Source organism: Candidatus Chloroploca mongolica, assembly GCF_004762035.2.
In the GTDB taxonomy this organism is placed as follows: domain Bacteria; phylum Chloroflexota; class Chloroflexia; order Chloroflexales; family Chloroflexaceae; genus Chloroploca; species Chloroploca mongolica.
The window spans coordinates 163,956-165,516 of the sequence record NZ_SIJK02000006.1 but is presented as its reverse complement, the minus strand read 5'-3'; the positions used below and the strand labels follow the sequence as shown (position 1 = coordinate 165,516).

Sequence of the window (1,561 nt, the reverse complement as noted above, 5' to 3'; positions counted from 1 at the left end):
CGCTAGCAGCGGGTGAAGGGACGAATCTGGCGGTCACCGTCACGATCCCGGTCACAGCCACGGGCGGGATGCTTGATACGGTGGTCGTCACCGCGACCTCCGAGGCCGACCCGGGCACACCGCCCGCCACGGCGACCAGCACGCTGACCACGACTGCCGAGGCAACCTACGGCGTAACGCTCCTGCCACCAGACACCGCCCAGACCGCGCTGCCCGGCACGGTCGTCACGTACACCCTGGCGCTGACCAATACCGGCAACCTAACCGATAGCGTCAGCCTGAGCACGGCGGGGAATGCCTGGCCGGTCACACTCCCGCCGACGGTCACGCTAGCAGCGGGTGAAGGGACGAATCTGGCGGTCACCGTCACGATCCCGGTCACGGCGAGTGGCGGGATAACGGATACCGTCACCATCACAGCTACATCGAGTGGCAATCCTGGTACAACAGCACAGTCCGTCCTCGCAACGAGCACAACAGCCGTACCATCACGCTACTCGGTCTGGATGCCACTGATCATGGTAGATTGGAACAGCCCGGAATAGCCCTGCTACCCTCGCATCCTTACCTGACACCGAAAGAGGGGCACCTGCGGTGCCCCTCTTTCGGTAAGCAAATGTATACGATAAATTGTGATTACTTCTCAGTTCAACCTATAGACATATAAGCACGAGACTTGTATAATGGGCACGCACCCGCTACTCGCCTCAGCGTTCCCCCCCGATGGGCGCTTGAGCCCGGAGCTATCTACGCACGATACTGTCCGGCATCTGGGCCGGCCCATGACGTTTGCTCGTTCGGATAGCTTCCTAGAAAGTGCGAACGATGCCCTACCGCATTACTCGTCATGGCGATGATCTCGTCTGGGTCACTATTGAAGGACACCTGAGTCGCGATCACGCCGAGAATTATTATGCCGAGATGTGGTCCCTGCTCGAAACCTGCCCGATGCCGACTGATCTTCTTGTTGACGGACGTTACATTGCCGGGGCGTCGCCTGGAGCGCGCCGACGAACGGAAGAGATCGCTCATCACCCTCATTTAGGTCACTTGGCCTTTGTCGTCAACACCCATCACCTCTTGATCTTTGCTCCTCTCGTCAAACTTGTCAGCGGGATTGGTCTTTTTGGCGACGAATACGAGGCGATGCAGTATTTGCGTGGCAATCGAGGCACCCCGCCCCACACAGTACACCTGGATCTCCCGGTCTTCCAGGAAGTTGCCCGTCCTTCCCCGGCCCCGATGATCATGCCCGAACCCGAACCCCTCGGCCCACCGCCAACGGCAGTGGCACGTGCCGTTGCCGCCGAGATGCACTCGCCCTCGCGCATCATCACCGCTCGTCTTGATCCACCGCCCCCGCTCACGCCGCGAACAATCACAACCCGTCACAGCAACGGGAATGGCGGTCGTCCCTCGTATACACGCCCCTTACCGCCGCCGCCAGCGCCACGCATCGGGCGCACCTGGGACGAGGAAGATATCGACTGGTAAAGAAGGGGCCGAGACGCATCGAACCCACCTGGGACGAGAAAGATATCGACTGGGAAAGAAGGGGCCG

2 protein-coding genes are annotated in these 1,561 nt (G+C 60.7%); both read left to right on the top strand.

The genetic code is table 11. The features are described from left to right. On the top strand, nucleotides 1-545 hold a 545-nt coding region (locus EYB53_RS05530), incomplete at its 5' end, for a hypothetical protein (protein WP_205712584.1). A 280-nt stretch (nucleotides 546-825) separates the two neighbouring features. Continuing rightward, a complete protein-coding gene (locus EYB53_RS25525; protein ID WP_254150904.1) occupies nucleotides 826-1,494 on the top strand; it encodes a hypothetical protein in 669 nt (222 codons plus the stop codon). The last annotated feature ends 67 nt before the right edge of the window (nucleotides 1,495-1,561 follow it).

Coding starts and splice junctions, on each gene's coding strand:
- EYB53_RS25525 (WP_254150904.1), top strand. CDS start 826: ATGCCCTACCGCATTACTCGTCATGGCGATGATCTCGTCTGGGTCACT.